General features: G+C 66.8%; 19 protein-coding genes. 11 read left to right on the top strand and 8 right to left on the bottom strand.

Annotation, left to right across the window (positions count from 1 at the left end; genetic code table 11):
* Positions 1-227: 227 nt before the first annotated feature.
* The 4 genes from ACYVJ8_RS11765 to ACYVJ8_RS11750 all read right to left on the bottom strand — a co-directional run bounded on the left by ACYVJ8_RS11765 (position 228) and on the right by ACYVJ8_RS11750 (position 3,419).
* Positions 228-392, bottom strand: coding sequence for a hypothetical protein (locus ACYVJ8_RS11765; protein WP_460712582.1), 165 nt, complete (start codon positions 390-392; stop codon positions 228-230).
* A gap of 4 nt (positions 393-396) precedes the next feature.
* Positions 397-795: an MAPEG family protein gene (locus ACYVJ8_RS11760; protein ID WP_460712580.1), complete on the bottom strand. Its 399-nt coding sequence runs from the start codon at positions 793-795 to the stop codon at positions 397-399.
* A gap of 77 nt (positions 796-872) precedes the next feature.
* Entirely contained in the window at positions 873-2,621 is a 1,749-nt protein-coding gene (locus tag ACYVJ8_RS11755; protein ID WP_460712578.1) for a M28 family metallopeptidase, read from the bottom strand.
* Positions 2,622-2,753: 132 nt separating this feature from the next.
* A complete protein-coding gene (locus ACYVJ8_RS11750; protein WP_460712576.1) occupies positions 2,754-3,419 on the bottom strand; it encodes a DUF4097 family beta strand repeat-containing protein in 666 nt (221 codons plus the stop codon).
* Between the two features lie 132 nt (positions 3,420-3,551).
* Here ACYVJ8_RS11750 and gpmI point away from each other — a divergent pair, with 132 nt between their 5' ends.
* The 3 genes from gpmI (at position 3,552) to ACYVJ8_RS11735 (ending at position 7,937) form a co-directional block, all read left to right on the top strand.
* The gene (gpmI, locus tag ACYVJ8_RS11745) at positions 3,552-5,168 is read left to right on the top strand and encodes a 2,3-bisphosphoglycerate-independent phosphoglycerate mutase (RefSeq protein ID WP_460712574.1); all 1,617 of its coding nucleotides are present in this window, start codon (positions 3,552-3,554) and stop codon (positions 5,166-5,168) included.
* On the top strand, positions 5,165-6,421 hold the full coding sequence (locus tag ACYVJ8_RS11740) for a murein hydrolase activator EnvC family protein (protein ID WP_460712572.1): 1,257 nt from the start codon (positions 5,165-5,167) through the stop codon (positions 6,419-6,421). The genes gpmI and ACYVJ8_RS11740 overlap by 4 nt, the downstream gene beginning before the upstream one ends.
* A gap of 166 nt (positions 6,422-6,587) precedes the next feature.
* Positions 6,588-7,937: a S41 family peptidase gene (locus ACYVJ8_RS11735; RefSeq protein ID WP_460712570.1), complete on the top strand. Its 1,350-nt coding sequence runs from the start codon at positions 6,588-6,590 to the stop codon at positions 7,935-7,937.
* Between the two features lie 28 nt (positions 7,938-7,965).
* Here the strand turns inward: ACYVJ8_RS11735 and ACYVJ8_RS11730 are convergent, their stop codons facing one another.
* Together ACYVJ8_RS11730 and ACYVJ8_RS11725 are read right to left on the bottom strand one after the other, a co-directional pair.
* Positions 7,966-8,283, bottom strand: a complete 318-nt coding sequence (locus ACYVJ8_RS11730; protein WP_460712567.1) for a DUF1820 family protein — start codon at positions 8,281-8,283, stop codon at positions 7,966-7,968.
* 96 nt (positions 8,284-8,379) lie between these two features.
* Positions 8,380-9,072: a rhomboid family intramembrane serine protease gene (locus ACYVJ8_RS11725; protein WP_460712592.1), complete on the bottom strand. Its 693-nt coding sequence runs from the start codon at positions 9,070-9,072 to the stop codon at positions 8,380-8,382.
* A gap of 253 nt (positions 9,073-9,325) precedes the next feature.
* Between ACYVJ8_RS11725 and ACYVJ8_RS11720 the strand changes: the two genes are divergently transcribed.
* Positions 9,326-10,699, top strand: coding sequence for an OmpP1/FadL family transporter (locus ACYVJ8_RS11720; protein WP_460712565.1), 1,374 nt, complete (start codon positions 9,326-9,328; stop codon positions 10,697-10,699).
* Positions 10,700-10,816: 117 nt separating this feature from the next.
* Here the strand turns inward: ACYVJ8_RS11720 and putA are convergent, their stop codons facing one another.
* Positions 10,817-14,038 carry a bifunctional proline dehydrogenase/L-glutamate gamma-semialdehyde dehydrogenase PutA gene (putA, locus tag ACYVJ8_RS11715; protein WP_460712563.1) on the bottom strand — a complete coding sequence of 1,074 codons (3,222 nt, stop codon included), beginning with the start codon at positions 14,036-14,038 and terminating at the stop codon, positions 10,817-10,819.
* Between the two features lie 447 nt (positions 14,039-14,485).
* Between putA and coxB the strand changes: the two genes are divergently transcribed.
* The 5 genes from coxB to ACYVJ8_RS11690 are packed head-to-tail and all read left to right on the top strand — an operon-like array spanning position 14,486 to position 18,738.
* A complete protein-coding gene (coxB, locus tag ACYVJ8_RS11710) occupies positions 14,486-15,418 on the top strand; it encodes a cytochrome c oxidase subunit II (RefSeq protein WP_460712561.1) in 933 nt (310 codons plus the stop codon).
* A 21-nt stretch (positions 15,419-15,439) separates the two neighbouring features.
* A complete protein-coding gene (ctaD, locus tag ACYVJ8_RS11705; RefSeq protein ID WP_460712559.1) occupies positions 15,440-17,071 on the top strand; it encodes a cytochrome c oxidase subunit I in 1,632 nt (543 codons plus the stop codon).
* 19 nt (positions 17,072-17,090) lie between these two features.
* Positions 17,091-17,225 carry a hypothetical protein gene (locus ACYVJ8_RS11700; protein ID WP_460712557.1) on the top strand — a complete coding sequence of 45 codons (135 nt, stop codon included), beginning with the start codon at positions 17,091-17,093 and terminating at the stop codon, positions 17,223-17,225.
* Complete coding sequence (locus ACYVJ8_RS11695; protein ID WP_460712555.1) at positions 17,222-17,827, top strand: cytochrome c oxidase assembly protein; 606 nt, start codon at positions 17,222-17,224, stop codon at positions 17,825-17,827. Before ACYVJ8_RS11700 ends, ACYVJ8_RS11695 begins: the two co-directional genes overlap by 4 nt.
* A gap of 35 nt (positions 17,828-17,862) precedes the next feature.
* Entirely contained in the window at positions 17,863-18,738 is an 876-nt protein-coding gene (locus tag ACYVJ8_RS11690; RefSeq protein WP_460712553.1) for a cytochrome c oxidase subunit 3, read from the top strand.
* 96 nt (positions 18,739-18,834) lie between these two features.
* On the opposite strand, the gene ACYVJ8_RS11685 is transcribed toward ACYVJ8_RS11690, so the two are convergent.
* Positions 18,835-19,047 (bottom strand): twin transmembrane helix small protein, encoded by a 213-nt coding sequence (locus ACYVJ8_RS11685; protein WP_460712550.1) that lies wholly within the window; start codon positions 19,045-19,047, stop codon positions 18,835-18,837.
* Positions 19,048-19,104: 57 nt separating this feature from the next.
* Between ACYVJ8_RS11685 and ACYVJ8_RS11680 the strand changes: the two genes are divergently transcribed.
* Together ACYVJ8_RS11680 and ACYVJ8_RS11675 are read left to right on the top strand one after the other, a co-directional pair.
* A complete protein-coding gene (locus ACYVJ8_RS11680) occupies positions 19,105-19,833 on the top strand; it encodes an SURF1 family protein (RefSeq protein ID WP_460712548.1) in 729 nt (242 codons plus the stop codon).
* On the top strand, positions 19,823-20,434 hold the full coding sequence (locus tag ACYVJ8_RS11675; RefSeq protein ID WP_460712546.1) for a hypothetical protein: 612 nt from the start codon (positions 19,823-19,825) through the stop codon (positions 20,432-20,434). Before ACYVJ8_RS11680 ends, ACYVJ8_RS11675 begins: the two co-directional genes overlap by 11 nt.

The following is a 20,434-nucleotide window of genomic DNA, read 5'->3' as shown; positions in this document are numbered from 1 at the left end:
TGCAAGAGTAGGTCATCGCTGAGCATTTACTCCGAACCCCCGGCCCAAAAGGTCGGGGGTTCTTCTTTGCTCGGATGGAAAATGCATGGGCGTTGAGGTCGATGCCATCGACACGAAGGACCGGGCGTAGCATTTACCTCGGTGGATATTTGCCTTCACCGACGAAGCTTAATAAGACTTTCTCGAAGGAGTTAGTTCGCCCGAACGTCGACAGCCCAAGCGGGCCCTTAGCGAACCAAAGGCCCCTGCGCCGATCGCGGATGCGACAGCCAGTTTCGCATCAGACCGATGCACGCCTGGATCAGGCGTGCGATCGCATAGAGCGCCAGCAACAGCCCGGACATGAGGAAAAGAAACACCGGGCTGTTCGAGAGCATGGAATTCAGGATCATGGCGTCATGCCACCCGCAGCGCCGCCTGCCCCATCAAGACGAGCACGCAAAGGAACGCGCCGAACCAGGCCAAACTGCGCAGCGTGTGCGTCCAGCCGGCGACATACACGATGCCATGCGCGATCCGGAATACGACGAACAGCACTGCCAGCAGGGCAATGCGGTCCGCGGCTACGCCTGCCAATTGCGCGAGCACCACACCGGCCGCGAACGGAGCAAAGCACTCGTAGCTATTGAGCTGGGCCGCATTCGCCCGATGCACCTGTGGATTGGTCTGCCGCGCAGTCCAGCCCCGCGGATCCCGATTGTCGTAGCGCTCGCCGCTGCCTTTCGCGATAGAGACCCAGACATAGGGCAGCAGGGCAGCGATCAGAACACACCAATAGGCGATGGCCAGGCTCATCCGCGCTTCTCCGGTCGTGAATTGCCGGAAGCCTAGCGCACCCGGTCGGGCGGCGCTCCACCCGCCGTGCAGTCCAACTATCTTTTGGCGCCGGCGTGCAGTTTTTCCTGCGCGGCCAAGAACGCATTGCCTGGATACCAGCGCGGCAACTCGTCGCTGCCGGCCAAATCGCGGCCGACGCCATACAGTGCTTCGAGGTCCTGTATTACCCCGTCGAGTTTCCACGCCGGGTCGTATTCGTCGGAAGGCTTGTGGTAACGCCGATCGCGATAGTCGACCTGCGCGCGCCGGCCCGCGGCGGTGCCCCCGTCGATAAGATCGTCGCCGCCCTTCGCATACAGCGCCGGCACACCGGCGCGGGCGAAATTGAAATGGTCTGAGCGGAAATAGAAGCCGTCTTCGGGCGTGGCCTCGGCATGCAGAGTCCGCCCCTGGGTTTTCGCGGTGGCTCGCAGCTTATCTTCGAGCTCCGAACTGCCGAAACCAACGACGGTCATGTCGCGCGCCTTGCCGATGACCGGCATGGCGTCGAGGTTGATCACGGCGACGGTCTTCTCCAGCGGCACCACTGGATGCGCCACGTAGTAGCGCGAACCGAGCAGTCCCGATTCTTCCAAGGTCGGCGCGATGAACACCAGGGATCGGTTGGGCCGAGGTTGCTGATGAACGAAGGCATCCGCGATTTCCAGTATCCCCGCCACGCCCGTCGCGTTGTCGACGGCGCCGTTGTAGATCGTGTCTTCCGTCGTACCCGTGCTGGCGGGGCCGTGCTCGTCGGCATCGTGCCCGTGATTGCCCAGGTGATCCCAATGCGCCATGTAGACGATCGCTTCGTCGGGACGCGTCGTCCCGTCCAGGCGTGCGATCACGTTGCGTGACGATTTTTCACTGATGCGGCTCTTCAGATCGATCGAGGCCTTGGCACCCAGCGGGATCGCCTTGAAACCGCGCCTGCCGGCGGCGGCGTACAACGCATCCAGGTTGCGCCCCAGCGCAGAGAACACCGAACGCGCGGCTTCCCCGCTGATCCATCCCTGCACCTGCACCCGCGGTGAGGGATCGTCGGCCGCGCGCAGGTCGAACTGGGCTCCGCTCCAGGAGTTCTTCACCACTTCCCAGCCGTAGGACGCGCCCTCGGTGTCGTGGATGATCAGCGCTGCGGCCGCGCCCTGACGCGCCGCTTCCTCGAACTTGTACGTCCAGCGCCCGTAATAGGTCATCCGATTGCCTTCAAACAGCGTCGGATCCTGCTGATGGAAGCCGGGGTCGTTGACGAACATCACCACCGTCTTGCCCTTGACGTCGACGCCGGCGTAATCGTTCCAGCCCAGCTCGGGCGCGTTGACGCCGTAACCGACGAAGACGAGATCGCTGCCGTCCAGCTTCACTTCCGGCTTGCCCGTGCGGGTGCCGACGACGATGTCGGTGCCGAAGCGGAGCGCGCGGGGCTGCCCGGCCACGTTCAACTGCAGCGCCACGTTCTCTTCGGCAATGGTTTCCACCATCGGCACGGTCTGGAAGTAGCTGTCGCCGTTGCCGGGCTTGAGGCCCAGGCGCTTGAACTGCGCTTCGATGTAACCCACCGAGCGGTCCTCGCCCACGCTGCCGGGCGCACGGCCTTCGAACGCATCGGAGGCGAGGGTGCGAACGTGCTGGGCGAAATCGTCGGCGTCGATGCCGGGATGCACGGCGTTCGGCGTTTCCGGCGTCGCCGCCTTGCCGTTGCGCGCGTCCTGCTGGGATGGGTGTGGTTTGCAGCCGGCGGCCAACACGGCGGCGATCGCCATGGCGGCGATGGGCGCGCGGGACAGAGAAAGCGGCTTCATGGGGTCTCCTAACCCATCGGAGACCCATTCTAGGCACGGCCCGCAGGGCGCGGACCGTGCCGATATTGCCGGCTTCCGTGAAAGATCGGTCTAAACGTGAAGTCCGTACGTGTGGCGGTATCGATTAGCCGATCAACGCTCCGGCGGCTGCGGCGTGTCGAAGCGGATCGCCGTTGCGCCGCTGATCGGCCCGGTTTTGGCGGTGGAATGCACGTACAGCGTCACTTCGCGCTCGAAGCGCAGCGGACCGTCCACCTGCGCGTTCGGACCAATGATCACGCGCGGGATGCGCTGCTTGCCGATATGGAAGAACGAGGTGCTCGGCTTGGTGTAGTGCAGGCCGCCGCGGACGTGCGAATTGGCGCCGACCGTGACGTCGCCGTTGACGGTTTCGACATCGCCGCTGACCTCGGTACCGACCAGGCCGATCGCGCCGTTGACGGTTTCCACTTTGCCACCGACTTTGCCGCCGCGGCCGACGAAGATGCCGCCGTTGACCGTACTGACGGCGCCGGTGGTGACGCCTTCTTCGATCTGAATGCCGCCGTTGACGGTCTCGAGCGAGCCGGTCTGCGTGCGGGCCCCCACCTCGATGCCGCCGTTCACGGTTTCGGCACTGGCGACGCGGGCGTCGGAGCCGATCTCGATGCTGCCGTTGACGGTATCGAGCGAGCCGTAATGCTGGCCATTGTCGACGGTGATGCTGCCGTTGACCTTGGACACGTCGGGGTCCGCAGCAAACGCCGGAACGGAAGCAAAAGCGACCAGCAGGGCAAGGGCGAGGCGGGTACGGGTCATGGTGGACTCCTTGGAGGACTATCGGCTTGGATGCACCGGGCTGGCTCCCGGTTTAACTGGCCCGGTCTACACGGCCGGAAGCGGTTAAATACCCCGCTCCGCTACAATCCGCCCCTGCCCGAAGTCACCGGAATGCCGATCGTGCCGTCGAATCCGCGCTCTCAGCCCGCGGCTGCAAAACCCGTCGTCCTCCTGATCCTCGACGGCTGGGGCCATCGTGAAGATCCGATCGACAACGCCCTCGCCCAGGCGAGCCTGCCCAACTGGCACGCCCTGGTCGAGCAGAATCCGCACACGCTGATCCACACCGAAGGCCGCTTCGTCGGCTTGCCGGACGGGCAGATGGGCAATTCCGAGGTCGGCCACATGAACCTCGGTGCCGGCCGCATCGTCTACCAGGACCTCACCCGGATCGACGCGGCGATCGAAGACGGCAGTTTCTTCGCCAACCCTGAGCTGCGCGCCGCCTGCGCCGCCGCCAAGGACAACGACGCAACGCTGCACCTCATGGGCCTGCTTTCGCCCGGCGGCGTGCACAGCCACGAGAATCACATCTTCGCGATGCTCGAACTCGCCCGCCGCGAAGGCGTGCCGCGCGTCGCGGTGCATGCCTTCCTCGACGGCCGCGACATGCCGCCGCGATCGGCGCAGCCCAGCCTGGAACTGCTCGAAGCCGCCTGCGCGAAGGCCGGCAACGCACGCATCGCGACGGTGAGTGGCCGCTACTACGCCATGGATCGCGACAAGCGCTGGGACCGCCAGCGCCGCGCCTGGGATGCGATCGTCGAAGCGACCGCCGAACACTACGCCCCCGATGCGCTCACCGCGTTGCGCGAGGCTTATGCACGTGGCGAGAACGATGAATTCGTCGTGCCCACCGTCATACGTGGGCACGCTGCGCCGTATCGCGGCGTGCACGACGGCGACGCGATCGTGTTCATGAACTTCCGCGCCGATCGTGCGCGCCAATTGACCTCTGCGTTCGTGTCTCCTGCGTTCGACGGCTTCGAGGCGCGTCGCCCGCGGCTGTCGCGCTTCGTCTGCCTGACCGAATACGACGCGAGGCTGCCGGCGCCGGTGGCCTTCGGCCCCGACGATCTGCGCAATACGCTGGGCGAGGTGCTGGCCGCCAACGGCCTCAAGCAGCTGCGCATAGCCGAAACCGAAAAGTACGCGCACGTGACGTTTTTCTTCAGCGGCGGTCGCGAAGATCCGTACCCGGGCGAAAGCCGCGTGCTCGTGCCGAGCCCCAAGGTCGCCACCTACGACCTGCAGCCGGAGATGAGCTGCCCCGAAGTCACGGAAAAACTCGTCGCGGCCATCCGCTCCGGCGACATCGACGTCGCCATCTGCAACATCGCCAATCCGGACATGGTCGGCCATAGCGGCATTCTTGCCGCGGCGATCAAGGCCGCCGAAGCCGTGGATATCGCGATCGGCGCGATCGCCCAGGCGGTGCGTGAAGTCGGCGGCGCACTGCTGGTCACGGCGGATCACGGCAACGTCGAAATGATGCGCGACCCGGAGACCGGACAGCCGCATACCTCGCACACGGTCGGCCCGGTGCCCTTCGTCTACATGGGGCCGCGCACGGCGACGCTGCGCAGCGGCGGCGCCCTGCGCGACGTCGCACCGACCATCCTCGATCTGCTCGATCTGCCGCGCCCGCCCGAGATGAGCGGCACCAGTCTGCTGGCGGAAGACACGCTCGCCAGCGTGGCGCAGGCGGAAACGCTGCTCGCCGGATGAGTTCACGCGTCCTCGCCAGCATTCCGGCGCTGGTCAAGGCCATCGTCCTGGCGACCGCGCTTGCGGTGCTGGCGGCGCCCGCGATCGCGCAGGAAACGGTGAAGAGCCGAGGCGAAACCGAGCGCAAGCTGGAAAACGTCAAGCGCGAGCTGGCGCAGGTCGCCGCCGAGCGCCGCCAGATCGAAGGCCAGCGCGGCGACGTGACCCAGCAGCTGCGCGCTGCCGACGAGAAGGTGGGTCGCTCCAACCGTGTGCTGCGCGACACCGAATCGCGGCTCGCGCGCGATCAGCAATCGCTCAGCGCGCTACAGCAACAGCGCGCGCAGATGCAGACCTCGTTGGATGGCCGTCGCGAGGAACTCGCGCGCCTGTTGCGGGCCGCCTACGCCCAGGGCGAAGCCGCGCCGCTGAAAGCGCTGCTGTCGCAGGACCGCGTCGCCGATGCCCAGCGTGCGCTGACCTATCAGCGCTATGTGTCGGCCGATCGCACTCGGCGCATTGCCGAGCTCTCCACGCAACTGCGCGAGCTGGACGCACTGGAGGCGGACATCGTGGCGCGCCGCGCCGACCTGGGCCGCACGCGTCAGCAGCAGCGGCAACAGCTGGGGCAACTGCAACAGGATCGCCAGTCGCGCGCCGCGCTGCTGGCGCAGTTGGATGAGAAGTACCAGGATCAGCGCGCCCGCGAGCAGGCATTGGGCCGCGATGCGAAAGGGCTCGAGCAAGTACTGAAGCAGCTGCGCGCGGCCGCGGCGCGCGCCGAAGCCGAACGTCGCGCCGCCGCCGCGAAAGCGGCGCGCGATGCCAAACGCGCGGCCGCGACCGGCCAGCGCGCGACCGCACGCCCGCCGATCGTGGCGAGCGCCGCGCCGCTGCAAGTCGGGGGCCTGGGTTGGCCGCTGTCGGGCGCCTTGCTGGCCGGCTACGGCGGCACCATGCCCGACGGCCGCGCCAGCCAGGGCCTGCTGATCGCGGCGAACGCCGGGGCGCCGATCAAGGCGGTAGCCGACGGCACTGTGGTGTATGCCGAGTGGATGACCGGCTACGGGCTGTTGCTGATCATCGACCACGGCAACGGCTACATGAGCCTGTACGCGCATAACGACGCCCTGCTCAAGGACGTGGGCGCGGCCGTGAAGCGCGGCGATACCGTGGCCACCGTGGGCAGTTCCGGCGGCCATGGGCGCCCGGCCTTGTACTTCGAACTGCGCCGCAACGGCCAACCGGTGAATCCCAAAACCTGGCTGCGCTGAACCGAGCGCAAAGCGCAGGGCGCCGAAGGGCGCCGCTTAATGTTTCCTTCGCCGAATCCGCGCCGGGTTGTGCCCATAATCCCGGCGTGCTGCGACCCGAACCTGCGCCGCGGCCCGCGGTCTAAACCGCGATTCAAAGAACGACGTCCAATCGGAGTACCTGTCCATGCCTGTTCGCCGCGCGCGCCTCCATCGCGCCTCCCTGCGCCTCCTTCCGCTCGCATTGGCGCTGGCGACGACCTCCGCCTTCGCGCAGCAACAGCCCGCGCGCGGCAGCAATCCCGCGCCGATCGAGGCCCCCGACGTCGAGGACACCAGTGCCTCCAAGATCCCGCTGGACGAGATCCGCCGCTACGTGGCCGTCTACAACGCGGTGAAGGAAGCCTACGTCGAGCCGATCGACGACAAGAAGCTCATGCAGTCGGCGATCCGCGGCCTGCTGTTCGATCTGGATCCGCACAGCGTCTACATGGAACACGATACGGCCGAGCAGTTCGACGAAGCCTCGCGCGGTTCCTACGGCGGCGTCGGCGTCGAACTGCAGCGCCAGCCCGACGGCACCTTGCGCGTCATCGCCCCGATCGACGACACGCCGGCCGCACGCGCCGGCATCAAGGCCGGCGACATCATCACTGCGATCGACGGCAAGGTGTTCAAGCCCGACGAAGGCGACACCTCCGGTCCGCTGCGCGGCGATCCAGGCAGCAAGGTCACGCTCACCATCGTGCGCGAGGACAAGCCCAAGCCGTTCGACGTCACGCTTACGCGCGAGACGATTCGCATCGTCAGCGTGAAGAGCCGCATGCTCGAACCCGGCTATGGCTATCTGCGCATTGCCTCGTTCCAGGCCGACACCGCGGCCGATTTCGATCGCCGGCTCGATTCGCTGCGCGAACAGTCGGGTGGCAAGCTGCGCGGGCTGGTGATCGACCTGCGCAGCAATCCCGGCGGTCTACTGACCTCGGCGGTGCAGATCGCCGACAGCCTGCTGGAGAAGGGCAAGATCGTCAGCACGCGCGGACGCGTGCCGATCAGCGATGCCGAATTCAGCGCCACGCCGGGCGATCGCAGCGGTGCCGCGCCAGTGGTCGTGCTGGTCGACGCGGGTTCGGCGAGCGCGTCGGAAGTGCTCGCCGGTGCCTTGCGCGACAACAAGCGCGCGCGCATCGTCGGCAGCCGCACCTTCGGCAAGGGCTCGGTGCAGACCGTGTTGCCGCTGGACAACGGCGATTCGGTGAAGCTCACCACCGCGCGCTATTTCACGCCCAGCGGCAAGTCGATCCAGGCGCTGGGCATCGTGCCCGACGTCGAGCTGCATGCAGGAAAGGACGCCGCCAATGGCGGCAAGCCCGACTACACCGAGGCGAGCCTGCGCGGTCATCTGAGCGGTGAGGAAGACGACCTGCCGGGCTCGAACGCCGGTGAGGTGCTCGAGGGCGATGGGCCCATCACCGCGGCACTGGCGGAACTGAAGAAGCCGGTAGCCAGCGCGCCGCAGTCCGCGACGAAGCGCTGACCGGAAATCGCAGCGACCGGGAGCCGCGTTACCGCGGCTTGGCCGGCATCGGAAACGGCGTGACGACCTTCTCGCCGGTCACCGCGTCGCGGATCGCCGACTGGCCCTTCTTCTCCACTTCCTCGATGCGCACGATGCTCTGCATCGGCAGATGCAGCACGCGCGTATTGCCGAACTCGTCGCGCAGGCGATCTTCGGTGGGATCGATCACCACGCCCTCATGGACATCGAAGACCAGTTCGGCGACTTCGGTGAATCCCCACAGCGTGCCGCTTCCGATCTTGCGCGCGTACAGCTCGTAGATCTTGCCGGCGTTGAAGAAGGTGATCTTGTAGAGCGGCTTCATGGGGGCAACGAACCAGAGCAAGGGTGACGGCAGTAGTCACGATGGGGTCGGGGAGTGCGGGTCACAAGATTCGACCACTCCCCGTTCCGACTCTCGTCAGAAACCGCGCCGCCGCCGCATCCGCCGCGCGATTCCTGCCTTGGCGATCAACGCGAAGGCGCCGCCAAAGGCGAAGCCCGCCAGGTGCGCCGACCAGGCCACGGCGCCGAATGCCGGACCGGTGAAGGTGAAGACCAACTGCAGCAATGCCCACACGCCGATCAGCAACGCGGCCGGCACCTTCACGAACTGGAGGAACAAGCCGAGCGGAACGACCAGACCCAGCTTCGCCCCCGGGAAAAGGGCGAGATAGGCGCCGATCAGGGCCGAGACCGCGCCACTGGCCCCGATGATCAGCCGGTCGGGCGTGCCGATCATGATCGCCGCGGCCAGGTTGGCGGCCGCGCCGCCGAGCAGGAACAGGGCGAGCAAGCGCCATGGCCCCATCGCCCGCTCGGCCGACAGTCCGAAGATCAGCAGAAAGACCAGGTTGCCGAGCAGGTGCGCCCAATCCGCATGCAGGAACAGGGCGGTAAACAGCCGCAACACGCGGCCATCACGTAGCCATTGCAGCCAGTCCTGAGGCGCGGCCAGGCCGCCCGACAAGGCGCCCCAATCGAGCATGAGCCGCTGCTGCTGCGGGTTGGGCAGCACCGCGTAAGCCAGGAAGCAGGCCCACAACAGCACGAACAGCACCGCGACCGCCCAGCGTCGCGGCGTGCGCTCGCGCGAGGGCAAGGAAACGAACACGCTCACGGCCGATTTTCCCCGCCCGGTGGCGCGTCCGGCGCTCGCTCTTGCCAGCCGTCGGACAGGCGACCGAGGCGTCCGGGCATTGTTAGCATCCGGTTAATACCCACGCTATAGTGCATACGGTGTCGTACGTCGGGAGGGGTCTCGGCGCGCGACGGCAACGGCCTGGCCGGCGCCGCGCAGACGACCAAGAAGAAGACTTCAAGAAAACATTGCCGTCTACATTCCGTCGATTGGAGAGAGTACACACATGAATCATGCAAATCGCATCACCGTCAGCATGCTGGCGCTGGGCATCGCCGGCGTGCTGGCCAGCGGAAGCGCGTTCGCCAGCGGCTTCCAGCTGCGTGAAGCCAGCGTCAAGAACCTGGGTCGTTCCAATGCGGGCAGCGCGGTCTACAACGACGACGCCACCGTCGTGACCGGCAACCCGGCGTCGATGTCGAACTTCGACAAGACCACCGTGCGTGCCGACGTCACCGCGATCGATCTGAGCTTCAAGGTCCACGCGACCGGCCACGCTGCTGCTGCATTCGGTCCGGCCGCGCCGGCCCTGACCGGTGGCGACGGCGGCGACGCCGGCGACCTCACCCCGGTGCCGAACATCGCCGCGGTGTTCCCGCTGCACGGCGCCCTCGAAGGCCTCACCATCGGCGCCAGCATCGGCGCGCCGTTCGGTCTGAAGACCGAGTACGACGAAGGCTGGGTTGGCCGCTACCACGCACTGAAGTCGGAAGTGAAAACCGTCGACTTCACCCTGTCCGCTTCGGTCAAGCTGCACGACCGCTTCTCGGTCGGCGCCGGCTTCATCTACGAGCGCGCCGACGCCACGCTGACCAAGGCCATCGACTTCGGCACCGCGCTGTGCACCGGCTCGGGCAACCCGCTGAACTGCTTCAACCCGGCCTTCCCGTTCCACCCGCAGGCCCAGGACGGCGCTATCAGCATCGACGGCGACAGCACCGGCATCGGTTGGCTGGTCGGTGCGGAATGGCACCCGACCGACGCGCTGACGATCGGCTACTCGCACCGCTCGGAAATCGATCAGGAGATCGAGGGCAAGATCGACTTCACCATGCCGGGTTCGGTCCAGGCCGGTCTGGGCCCGCGCGCGGCGAACTTCGCCGACGGCCCCGGCGGCGCCGATCTGACCACGCCGAGCATCGACACGGTCAGCATCCGCTACGACATCAACGACAACATCCGCCTCCTCGCCGACTGGCAGGCGACCGATTGGTCGTCGCTGCGCACCGTCGACGTGCGTCGTAGCAACGGCACCTCGCTGGGCGCCGAAGCGTTCAATTGGAAGGACACCGAGTTCTATTCGATCGGTGCCGAGTGGGATATCAACGACGCGTTCACCGTTCGCGCCGGCTACGGCCAGGACGAGACCCCGACCCACGACGAAACCCGTACCCCGCGCCTGCCCGACAACGATCGCACGCTGTACTCGATCGGCCTGACCTGGCAGATCTCGGATGCGTTCAGCGTCGACGCCGCCTACCAGCGCATCGACGTCGACAACCCGAAGCTCGACGTGGTCTCGTCGAGCGGCTCGCGCATCACCGGCGAAGCCGAAGGCTCGGCGGACCTGTACGGCGTCGCCGCGCAGTTCAAGTTCTGATCCTGCGCTTCACCGCTGCACGAAAAAGCCCCGCATTTGCGGGGCTTTTTCTTTGCTGCGCCGTGGCGATCCAGCATCGTCGCCACCGCTCGCGCCGCGGCGGCGCCGTGGGCGACATCAGTCGCCCAGTGTCAGCAGTGAGGCATTGCCGCCGGCCGCCGTCGTGTTGATGGTGATGGTCTTCTCGGTGGCGAAGCGCGGCAGGTAGTGCGGGCCACCGGCCTTGGGACCGGTGCCGGACAGGTTCTGCCCGCCAAAGGGCTGCACGCCGACCACCGCGCCGATCTGGTTGCGGTTGACGTAGCAGTTGCCGACCTTGATGCGCGAGGCGATCTTCTCGACGGTTTCGTCGATGCGCGAGTGGATGCCCAGGGTCAGGCCGTAGCCGGTGCCGTTGATCGCGTCGATCACCGCGTCGAGCTGATCCGCCTTCCAGCGCACCACGTGCAGCACCGGGCCGAAGATTTCCTTGTGCAGCACATCGATGGAGCCGATCGCGTAGGCGCGCGGGGCGAAGAAGCTGCCGTGCGCGGCTTCGGCGTCCAGTGCGACTTCGGCGATCTTATTCGCTTCGCGGTCCATGCGCTCGGCGTGGTCGCGCAGCATCTTCAGCGCGTCCTCATCGATCACCGGCCCCACGTCGGTCGAGAGCAGGCCCGGGTCACCGACCTTCAGTTCGGCCATCGCGCCGCCCAGCATGTGCGTCACCTTGTCGGCGATGTCGTCCTGCACGAACAGCACGCGCGCGGCCGAGCAGCGCTGGCCGGCCGAAGTGAACGCCGAGGAGATCGCATCCTTCACCACCTGTTCCGGCAGCGACGAGGAGTCCGCGATCAGCGCGTTCTGGCCGCCGGTCTCGGCGATCAGCACGCCGATCGCGGCATCGCGTGCGGCCAGTGCGCGGTTGATCGCGCGCGCGGTATCGGTGGAACCGGTGAACGCCACGCCGGCCACGCGCGGATCGCGGGTCAGCGCCGCGCCGACGGTGGCGCCGTCGCCGGGCAGGAACTGCACCACGGCTTCGGGCACGCCCGCTTCGTGCAGCAGCTTGATCGCGTAGTAGCCGATCAGGTTGGTCTGCTCGGCGGGCTTGGCGAGCACGCTGTTGCCGGCGGCGAGCGCCGCGGAAATCTGGCCGAGGAAGATCGCCAGCGGGAAGTTCCACGGCGAGATGCACACGAACACGCCGCGGCCGGAGAGCTGCAGCGTGTTGGATTCGCCGGTCGGGCCGGGTAGCGCTTCGGGCTTGAACAGCGCGCGCGCCTGCGCGGCGTAGTAGCGCAGGAAATCCACCGCTTCGCGCACTTCGGCCACGCCGTCGGGGATGGTCTTGCCGGCTTCCTTGGTGCACAGCGCGATGTACTGCGGCATGCGCTGTTCGAGCAGGTTGGCGGCGTTTTCGAGGATCGCGGCGCGCGAAGCGGCCGGCGTGGTGTTCCAGGTCTCGTGTGCGACGACGGCGTTCTGCAGCGCCTTCTCGACGGTCGCGCTGTCGGCGGGCTGCCACTGGCCGACGGTCTCGCGGCGGTCGGCTGGGTTGGTTACGGCAATGTTCGCGCCGGTGACCTTGGCGCCCGGCACCAGCGGCGTGGCGCGCCATTCCTGCTTCGCGGCCGCGTTGATCTGCTCGGCGAGCGTGCGCAGTTGGTCGTCGTTGGCGAGGTTCACGCCCATGGAGTTGCTCCTGTCTATGCCGAAGCTGCGGTACACGTCGACCGGCTGCGGGATGCGCGGATGCGCGATGGATTCGAATGCGGAAACGGTCTCGACCGGATCGCGGACCAGGTCGTCGATGGCGACGTCTTCGTCGGTGATGCGATTGACGAAGCTGGAGTTGGCGCCGTTTTCGAGCAGACGGCGGACCAGGTACGGCAGCAGGTCCTCATGCGAACCGACCGGCGCGTACACGCGGCACGGCACGCCCAGGCGACCGGCCGGAATCACTTCGGCGTAGAGGTCATCGCCCATGCCGTGCAGCTTCTGGAATTCGAAGTGCCGCTCGCGGCCCATCGACTTCGCGCGCTGCCAGATCGACGCGATCGTGTGCGCGTTGTGGGTGGCGAACATCGGATAGACCGCGTCGCTTGCTTCCAGCATCTTGCGTGCGTTGGCGAGGTAGGACACGTCGGTGTTGGGCTTGCGCGTGAACACCGGATAGCCGAGCTGGCCGTCGACCTGCGCGCGCTTGACTTCGCTATCCCAGTACGCGCCCTTGACCAGGCGCACGGGAATGCGACGGCCGTGCTTGCGGGCGAGATCGGCGATGAAATCGATCACTTCCGGCGCGCGCTTCTGGTAGGCCTGGATGGCCAATCCGTAGCCTTCCCAGCCGTCCAGCGACGCATCCGCGTAGGCGGCGGCGATCACGTCCAGCGACAGCTCCAGGCGGTCGGACTCCTCGGCATCGATGGTGAAGCCGATGCCGTAGGACTTGGCCAGTTGCGCCAGCTCCAGCACGCGCGGGGTGAGTTCGGCGAAGACGCGTTCGCGCTTGGCATGCTCGTAGCGTGGATGCAGCGCGGAGAGCTTCACCGAGATCGACGGCACGCCGAAGACCTCCTTGCTCGTGTGGTTGCCGCTCTTGCCGATCGCGTGGATCGCGTCGCGGTAAGCCTGCAGGTAACGCAGTGCGTCCTTGGTGGTCAGCGCGCCCTCGCCGAGCATGTCGAACGAATAGCGGTAGTTGGCGTTGTCGCCCTTCTGCGACCGCGCGAGTGCCTCGCCGATGGTGCGGCCCATGACGAACTGGTGGCCCATGATCTTCATCGCCTGGCGCACGGCCAGGCGGATGACCGGCTCGCCGACGCGACCGAGCAGGCGCTTGAAGGCGCTGTGCACGTCGCGCTTGGTCTCGTCGGCCAGGTCCACCAGGTGGCCGGTCAGCATCAGGCCCCAGGTCGAGGCGTTAACCAGCACGGAATCGGACTGGCCCATGTGCTTCTTCCAGTCCGCATCGCCCAGCTTGTCGCGGATCAGCTTGTCGGCGGTGTCTTCGTCCGGAATGCGCAGCAGGGCCTCGGCCACGCACATCAGCAGCACGCCTTCCTCGCTGCCCAGGTCGTACTGGCGCATGAAGGCCTCGATCGCGCCCTGGTCCTTGGCCCGGGCGCGCACGCGGCGCACCAGGTCGGCCGCGGTGGCCTGCGCCTGCAGGCGCTCGGTCTCCGGCAGGCGCGCCAGTTCGAGCAGGTGGCGGACGTGGGCGGCCTCGTCGCGTACCCAGCCGGCGGTGATCGCGGCGCGGGGGCCGGGCGGCGGGGCGGGGATTTCGGGGCTGATCAGGTCGGGCGCGGGCGAAACGGCGCCCGCCGGGGCGGTGGCGGTGGTGACTGGGTTCATCGGGTCCGCAACTGCGGTGGGGAAGCCGCATAGTCTAGAGCCTGCGCACCGGCGCGCGCGGCCCGCCGGCAGTCGGAATCGTCATGTCGCGGACGCGGTTTTGTGGCGGATTTGCCGCTTTTTCGCGCTGAACCCTTCGGTCGGGGCCTGCACTGCGGGTTGCCCGACCGCGGCCCGGTCGCTACCATTTCGCAGTTATTCCGTAGCGTCCGCGAAGCTCCCGCCCTAAGGGCATGCCTCCGGCGTGATGGGTTCCGACCTCTCCGGTCCGAACCTGCCAGCCACCTCGTTCCGCGCGGCTCCCCGCCGGAGCCGATGCCGCTTCGCCATCGAAGCGGCGCCGACCGAGGCAGCCCGCGGAGCGACATCACGAATCAACTGATCTTTTCGGGGCTCGAACTGATGAAAGCCGGTCGTAGCAAGCTTCGGACCGCGGGAAAGTGGGCAATGGGCGTGGCCGCGATGGCCGCTCCCCTGCTCGCCTTCGCCCAGGCCGCCAGCGATACATGGAGCCATGCGCCGCACCGCTGGCAGCTCAACATGGGCGAAGGCGCCACGCCGCTGGCGCACAACGCCTATTCGGCGCACATGCTGTCGCTGTGGATCTGCGTGGGCATCGGCATCCTGGTGTTCGGCGCCATGTTCGTCGCCATGTTCAAGTTCCGCCATTCCAAGGGCGCGGTGCCGGACAAGGACTTCACCCACAGCACCAAGCTGGAAATCATCTGGACGGTGATCCCGATCGTGCTGCTGGTCCTGATGGCCTTCCCGGCCACCAGCAAGCTGATCAACATGTACGACACCCGCGAATCGAAGATGACCGTGAAGGTCACCGGTTACCAGTGGATGTGGAAGTACGAATACCTGGGCGAAGGCGTCAGCTTCACCAGCCGCCTGGACCGCAAGAGCGACGAGATCCGCCAGAGCCACGTCGACGCGCGTACCGCCAACCATCCGAACTACCTGCTCGACGTCGACAACGCCCTGGTGTTGCCGGTCAACACCAAGGTGCGCTTCGTGATCACCGCGGACGACGTCATCCACGCCTGGTGGGTGCCGGCGCTGGGCTGGAAGCAGGACGCGATCCCGGGCATCGTCAACGAGGCCTGGGCCGAAGTGACCGAGCCGGGCGTCTACCGCGGCCAGTGCGCCGAGCTGTGCGGCAAGGACCACGGCTTCATGCCGATCGTCGTGCGCGTGCTGCCCAAGGACGAGTACACCGCGTGGCTGGCCGGACAGAAGGCCAAGAACGCGCCTCCGGCGCCGACCGCTCCGGCCGCTCCCGCACCGGCTGAGAAGCCGGCCGAAGCCGCGCCCGCGCAGGCAGCGCCCGCCGCTGCCGCCACCCAAGCCCCGGCCGCTCCTGCGGTCGCCGGCTGATCCGAATACCGAGGCACGACCATGTCGACGCATTACGAAGCCACGCACGCGCCCGTGCACCACGACGACCACGCCCACGAGCACAAGCAGGGCTTCATCGAGCGCTGGTTCTTCTCGACCAATCACAAGGACATCGGCACGCTGTACCTGGTGTTCTCGTTCGTGATGTTTGTCATCGGCGCTGGCATGTCGGTGATCATCCGCGCAGAACTGATGAAGCCGGGCCTGCAGTTCGTCAATCCCGAGTTCTTCAACCAGATGACCACCGTGCACGCGCTGGTCATGATCTTCGGCGGCGTGATGCCGGCCTTCGTCGGCCTGGGCAACTGGATGGTCCCGCTGCAGGTCGGCGCGCCCGACATGGCGCTGCCGCGCATGAACAACTGGTCCTTCTGGATCCTGCCGTTCGCCTTCACCCTGCTGCTCATGACCCTGTTCATGCCGGGCGGCGCGCCGGCCGGCGGCTGGACGCTGTATCCGCCGCTGTCGCTGCAGGGCGGCAACAACGTGGCCTTCGCGATCTTCGCCATCCACATGATGGGCATCAGCTCGATCATGGGCGCGATCAACATCATCGCCACCATCCTCAACATGCGCGCCCCGGGCGTGGACCTGCTGAAGATGCCGATCTTCTGCTGGACCTGGCTGATCACGGCGTTCCTGCTGATCGCGGTGATGCCGGTGCTCGCCGGCGCGGTGACGATGCTGCTGACCGACAAGTACGCCGGCACTTCGTTCTTCAACGCCGCCGGCGGCGGTGACCCGGTGATGTTCCAGCACATCTTCTGGTTCTTCGGTCACCCCGAGGTCTACATCATGATCCTGCCCGCCTTCGGCGTGGCTTCCGAGATCATCCCGACCTTCAGCCGCAAGCCGCTGTTCGGCTACCAGGCGATGGTGTACGCGACCGCCTCGATCGCGTTCCTCTCGTTCATCGTGTGGGCGCACCACATGTTCACCGTCGGCATGCCGCTCGGTGGCGAGATCTACTTCATGTTCGCCACCATGCTCATCGCGGTGCCGACCGGCGTGAAGGTGTTCAACTGGGTCACCACGATGTGGCGCGGCTCGATCTCGTTCGAATCGCCGATGCTGTGGGCGATCGCCTTCGTGATCCTGTTCACCATCGGCGGCTTCTCCGGCCTGATGCTCGCGATCGTGCCGGCGGACTTCCAGTACCACGACACCTACTTCGTCGTCGCGCACTTCCACTACGTGCTCGTCACCGGCGCGCTGTTCGGCATCATCGCCGGCGTGTACTACTGGTGGCCGAAGTGGACGGGCCGCATGGTCAACGAGGGCTTCGCCAAGGTCCATTTCTGGTGGACGATGGTCTTCGTCAACCTGCTGTTCTTCCCGCAGCACTTCCTGGGCCTGGCCGGCATGCCGCGCCGCATCCCGGACTACAACGTGGTGTTCGCGGACTGGAACTTCGTCAGCTCGATCGGTGCCTTCGGCATGTTCCTGACGCCGTTCATGATGGCCCTGATCCTGTGGCACTCGCTGCGTAACGGCGCCAAGGCCAATGCGCGCGCGTGGGAAGGCGCCCGTGGCCTGGAGTGGACCGTGCCGAGCCCGGCGCCGCACCACACCTTCAGCGTGCCGCCGGTGATTCGCGACGGCGATCTCGCCCACGGCGACATCACGCACTAAGGCGCACGAGTCGGCTGCGATGAACCCGCAACAGCTCTCGCCGCAGGATGCCGACGCGCGCCGCAAGCGCGCGCGTCGCACGGCGCTGTGGATCGCGCTGATCGCGGTGGTCGTCTATGCCGGCTTCATCGCGATGGTGGGGCTGTCGAAATGAGCGGCGCAGAAGTGAACGGCGCAGGCAACAACGCCGCACGCAAGCCGACCAGCGGCATCACCAAGATGGTGCTGGTGGCGATCGCCGCCTTCGGCTTCAGCTTCAGCCTGATCCCGCTGTACCGCATCGCCTGCGAGAAAGTGCTGGGCATCCGCCTGGAGCGCACGGCCGCCAACGCGGCCGAGCACGGCGCCAAGACGCCCGAGACGCGCGTGATCACCGTGCAGTTCGACGGCGGCGTCAATTCGAAGCTGCCGTGGCAGTTCGCTCCGAACCAGGTGACCCTGAGCGTGCGTCCGGGCGAGCAGTACGAGGCGACCTACAGGGCCACCAACACCAGCGCGCGCGCCATCGTCGGCAGCGCGGTGCCGTCGGTGGCCCCGGCCCGCGCGTCGGGCTACTTCAACAAGACCGAGTGCTTCTGCTTTACCGCCCAGACCCTGCAGGCCGGCGAGACGCGCGACATGCCCGTGCGCTTCATCGTCGATCCCAACCTGCCGGCTGACGTGAACACGATCACCCTGTCGTACACCTTCTACAAAAACGACGTGCTGACGTCGAAGCTGGCGGGCACCACCGCCGCCTCGCACGCAGCGCCCTGAATCTTCTTCGCACAGCACCTGACGGAACACCTGCCATGGCACAAGCACACGCAGACGCCCACCATTACTTCGTGCCGCACAGCAGCCGCTGGCCGTTCCTCGGCTCGATCGCGCTGTTCACCACCATGGTCGGCCTGGCCAGCTGGTTCAACGCCATCCACTGGGGCAAGCCGGTGTTCTTCTTCGGCATCGCGCTGCTGGCCGGCGTGCTGTTCGGCTGGTTCGGCGACGTGATCCGCGAGTCGATCAAGGGCAACTACAACAAGCAGGTCGACACCTCGTTCCGCATGGGCATGGTGTGGTTCATCTTCTCCGAAGTGATGTTCTTCGCCGCGTTCTTCGGCGCCCTGTTCTACGCGCGCCAGTACGCGTTGCCGTGGCTGTCGGGCGAAGGCGACGGCGTGATGACCAACGCGCTGCTGTGGAACGGCTACACCGCCGGCTGGCCGACCAACGGCCCGGCGGGCGTCGGCGGTTCCTTCCAGACCGTGCCGGCCTGGGGCCTGCCGCTGCTCAACACCATGATCCTGCTGTCCTCGGGCGTGACCGTCACCATCGCGCACCACGCGCTCAAGGTCGGTGCCCGCAAGACGCTGCTGACCTTCCTCGGCGCCACCGTGCTGCTGGGCGCGCTGTTCCTGTACTTCCAGGGCAGCGAGTACATCGAGGCGTACAAGCACTTCAACCTGACCCTGGGCTCGGGCATCTACGGCTCGACCTTCTTCATGCTCACCGGCTTCCACGGCGCGCACGTGACGCTCGGCACGATCATGCTGGCGATCATCTGGCTGCGCTGCGCGCGCGGGCATTTCAACAAGGAACACCACTTCGCCTTCGAAGCGGTGGCCTGGTACTGGCACTTCGTCGACGTGGTGTGGCTGGGCCTGTTCCTGTTCGTCTACGTGCTGTAAGACGACACGCGAAGGCCCGGGCTGAGGCTGAAAAGCCGCGGTCCCGGGCCTTTTGCTTTTGTGGTCGCGCCGCGCGTACAGCGGCGCGACAGGGGGTTATGGATTGCGGCCGATGCCGTGGAATTCGATCCAGCCCATCTTGGCGGCGATGACCACGCCGATGATGAGCGCGATGGATAGCGCGACGCGACGGGTTAGCGCGTTCACTGTGCGCTTGCTCTCGCCCTTGTCGACCATCATGTAATACAGGCCGGCACCGAGGTTCCAGAGAATGAGGATCAGGACGGCGATGATTATCAGGGTCTTCATGACGATGCTCCCGAGCGCAGCTGCAGACGCATTATCGCAGCCGCGGGGAAGCCGCGCGTGAGCCGTCGCCGCACCCTGGTAGTCGGCTGGACGCTGGCCATTCTGACGATCGCGCTGTTCGCGCGGCTCGGCGTCTGGCAGGCGCAGCGCGCGGTCGAGAAGCAAGCGATGCTCGATGCGGTGGCGCAGGTGCTGAAGGAACGCAAGCCGCAACCGCTTTCGCAGGCCGCCGATCGGCCGCACACCCACGACTACGACTGGAGCGCGGGCCGCGGCCAATTTGCCGCCATTGGGCCGCTCTGGCTGGACAATCAGCAACGCGATGGTCGCCCTGGCGTGCACGCCTACCGCGTGTTCCTTCCCGAGCACGGTGCGGCGCCGCTGTTGGTGGACTTGGGCTGGCTGCCGTTGCCCGCCAATCGTGCGATGCCTGCGATCGCCCTGCCGCAAGGCAATGTCGAAGTGCGCGGCCTGCTCACGGCGCCTCCTTCGGCTGGACTCGCGATCGGCGTCGGCATCGCCCGGCAAGGCGACGGCTGGGTGCTCACGCGCATCGATACCGAGGTGATTTCGCGGACGTTGCAGTTGCCCCGGCCATTGGCACCGCGCGTCCTGCGCCTGGATCCCGCAATGCCGCTGGGCTATCCCCGCGACCTGCAACTGCTCGCCAACACCCTGCCGCCTGAACGCCATCGCGGCTATTCGCTGCAGTGGTTCGCGCTGGCTACCGCCGTGCTGGTCACGGCCTTGATTCTTACGTTCCGCAAATCCCGCCATGACCGATAGAAACTCCGCCACGCCCGACCGCGCCACGCGCAATCGCAACCGGATGATGCTGCTGGCGATCTTCGCGCTGTTCTTCGGCAGCCTGATCTTCGCCGGCGTGCTGCGCTTTTCCGGTTGGCGCCCCGCGGGCATGAAGAACAAGGGCGAGCTGCTGCAGCCGCCGGCCGACCTGCGCGCGACCACGCCGAAGCTGCTGGACGGCAGCGAATACAAGTGGAATCCGATCAACCGCACCTGGCGCATCGCACTGGCCCCGCCGGCCGACTGCGGCGCCGAGTGCACCCAGGCCGCGCACGACATCCACACCGTGTGGGAACTGCTCGGCCGCGACGCATCGCGCGTCGACGTGCTGTGGCTGTGCGCAGCCACGCCGTGCGCGCAGCCGGCAGGCACATCGGCACTGGCGAACCTGCGCCTGCTGCAGCCCGATGCCGCATTGCGCACGCAGCTGCCGCGCGTCGATGCCGTGACCTGGAAGGGCGGCCGTGGCGTACCGGTCTATGTGATCGATCCGAACGGTTTCGTGATTCTGCGCTACGCTGCCGGCGCCGACCCGGGCGACCTGCGCTCCGACCTGGCCAAGCTGCTGAAGCTGAAGTAA

It is taken from the genome of Lysobacter terrae, from assembly GCF_054782215.1.
The sequence above is the reverse complement of the archived record's forward strand: the minus strand, read 5'-3'. Positions and strand labels throughout refer to the sequence as shown.

What these genes read in the sequence shown, in the direction of transcription:
- gpmI (WP_460712574.1), top strand. Translation starts at nt 3,552, where the DNA reads ATGCCGATCGTGCCGTCGAATCCGCGCTCTCAGCCCGCGGCTGCAAAA.
- ACYVJ8_RS11685 (WP_460712550.1), bottom strand. Translation starts at nt 19,047, where the DNA reads ATGAAGACCCTGATAATCATCGCCGTCCTGATCCTCATTCTCTGGAAC.
- ACYVJ8_RS11675 (WP_460712546.1), top strand. Translation starts at nt 19,823, where the DNA reads ATGACCGATAGAAACTCCGCCACGCCCGACCGCGCCACGCGCAATCGC.
- ctaD (WP_460712559.1), top strand. Translation starts at nt 15,440, where the DNA reads ATGTCGACGCATTACGAAGCCACGCACGCGCCCGTGCACCACGACGAC.
- ACYVJ8_RS11765 (WP_460712582.1), bottom strand. Translation starts at nt 392, where the DNA reads ATGATCCTGAATTCCATGCTCTCGAACAGCCCGGTGTTTCTTTTCCTC.
- ACYVJ8_RS11695 (WP_460712555.1), top strand. Translation starts at nt 17,222, where the DNA reads ATGAGCGGCGCAGAAGTGAACGGCGCAGGCAACAACGCCGCACGCAAG.
- ACYVJ8_RS11730 (WP_460712567.1), bottom strand. Translation starts at nt 8,283, where the DNA reads ATGAAGCCGCTCTACAAGATCACCTTCTTCAACGCCGGCAAGATCTAC.
- coxB (WP_460712561.1), top strand. Translation starts at nt 14,486, where the DNA reads ATGGGCGTGGCCGCGATGGCCGCTCCCCTGCTCGCCTTCGCCCAGGCC.
- ACYVJ8_RS11720 (WP_460712565.1), top strand. Translation starts at nt 9,326, where the DNA reads ATGAATCATGCAAATCGCATCACCGTCAGCATGCTGGCGCTGGGCATC.
- ACYVJ8_RS11740 (WP_460712572.1), top strand. Translation starts at nt 5,165, where the DNA reads ATGAGTTCACGCGTCCTCGCCAGCATTCCGGCGCTGGTCAAGGCCATC.
- ACYVJ8_RS11755 (WP_460712578.1), bottom strand. Translation starts at nt 2,621, where the DNA reads ATGAAGCCGCTTTCTCTGTCCCGCGCGCCCATCGCCGCCATGGCGATC.
- putA (WP_460712563.1), bottom strand. Translation starts at nt 14,038, where the DNA reads ATGAACCCAGTCACCACCGCCACCGCCCCGGCGGGCGCCGTTTCGCCC.
- ACYVJ8_RS11700 (WP_460712557.1), top strand. Translation starts at nt 17,091, where the DNA reads ATGAACCCGCAACAGCTCTCGCCGCAGGATGCCGACGCGCGCCGCAAG.
- ACYVJ8_RS11760 (WP_460712580.1), bottom strand. Translation starts at nt 795, where the DNA reads ATGAGCCTGGCCATCGCCTATTGGTGTGTTCTGATCGCTGCCCTGCTG.
- ACYVJ8_RS11735 (WP_460712570.1), top strand. Translation starts at nt 6,588, where the DNA reads ATGCCTGTTCGCCGCGCGCGCCTCCATCGCGCCTCCCTGCGCCTCCTT.
- ACYVJ8_RS11690 (WP_460712553.1), top strand. Translation starts at nt 17,863, where the DNA reads ATGGCACAAGCACACGCAGACGCCCACCATTACTTCGTGCCGCACAGC.
- ACYVJ8_RS11750 (WP_460712576.1), bottom strand. Translation starts at nt 3,419, where the DNA reads ATGACCCGTACCCGCCTCGCCCTTGCCCTGCTGGTCGCTTTTGCTTCC.